Source organism: Bradyrhizobium sp. Unk1 (genome assembly GCF_059512345.1).
Genome location: NZ_JCAMOP010000170.1, coordinates 1 through 1,387, shown reverse-complemented (window position 1 = coordinate 1,387; position 1,387 = coordinate 1). Strand labels below are relative to the sequence as shown.

Here is a 1,387-nt window from a genome sequence, read left to right as displayed (position 1 = left end):
CCCATTACTTGCCGCAACCGGCACTGTCCGAAGTGTCAGGGGCCAGCCCGGGCCGCGTGGCTCGCCGCGCGAGAAGCCGACCTGCTGCCGGTTCCCTATTTCCACGTCGTCTTCACACTGCCGGCTCCGATCGCCGCGATCGCCTTTCAGAACAAGGCCATCGTTTATGCGATCCTGTTCAAAGCCGCCGCCGAGGCAATGTCGACGCTCGCCGCCAATCCACGCCGGCTCGGCGCCGGGATCGGCGGCGTCGCCGTCCTCCACACCTGGGGGCAGGCGCTGACGCACCATCCCCACGTCCACTGCGTCGTGCCGGGCGGCGGCCTCTCGCCCGATAGCGCGCGCTGGATCGCCAGCCGACCAAACTTCTTCCTGGCCGTCAAACCGCTCGCCCGGCTGTTCAGACGCCTGTTCCTCGAACGTCTGACCGCCGCCTTCGACGCCGGCACCCTGAACTTCTTCGGCGATCTCGCATCCCTGGCCGAACCTGCTGCCTTCGCAGCTCACCTCGTCGCTATGCGGCGCATCAGCTGGGTCGTCTACGCCAAACGGCCGTTCGGCGGCCCCGCGCAGGTGCTGGCCTATCTCGGCCGCTATACCCATCGCGTTGCAATAGCCAACAGCCGGCTCGTAGCCCTCGACGAGGATCACGTCGCCTTTACCTGGAAGGACTACCGCCAGAACGGCGCGACAAAGATCATGAAGCTCAAGCCCGACGAGTTCATCCGCCGCTTCCTCCTTCACACGCTGCCCGATGGCTTCCATCGCATCCGTCACTTCGGCTTCATGGCCAACGGCCATCGCGCTGCCAAACTCTCCCTTTGCCGCAAACTTCTCGATCGTGAGCGGACCGCGCCAAACGATGGCGAGCCGTCGCCTGTGGATTCGGACGCTCTGACGCGACCCAAGGTTCCCGCCTGTCCTGATTGTGGTGGCGTCATGCGCATCATCAAGCGCTTTCGACACAGCTTCAGTCGTTCCGACACTCCAACCCAATCGTTCCGGTGCGACACATCGTGAGCCAATTCATGCCGTGCACGAAGATCGTCATTCGTCATTATGATCCCATCGTCTCGATCATCGCAGACGCTGCCGAATCCGTGCGGCCAAACAGCGCGCCGGAAACTATTCGATGCAGCGGGCCATCGATCGCTACAGCCGGTAAAATGCTCTCCGTCTCAAGTTGCCGCCATTGCGCAACCAAAACGTCGCCGCGTCAGCTCCGCAGTCTGCCGATAGCAACCCGCGATCTCAAACTATCCCCATAGCCGCACCACCGTGCATATTCTCCCGCGCCTTCGTTCAATCCGGCTTCAATGAGGTCGCGTTATAAGCGCTTGCCGCGCCCTCGCGTGAGCGCGACCTCACAGAACCCTCCAGATTCCCT

At 63.0% G+C, this 1,387-nt stretch carries 1 protein-coding gene; it reads left to right on the top strand.

The window, feature by feature from the left end; all coding sequences use genetic code 11:
* Positions 1 to 1,020 (top strand): IS91 family transposase (locus AC5ZFO_RS47915; RefSeq protein WP_496124254.1); only part of this gene is annotated, 1,020 nt, incomplete at its 5' end.
* Positions 1,021 to 1,387: the final 367 nt, after the last annotated feature.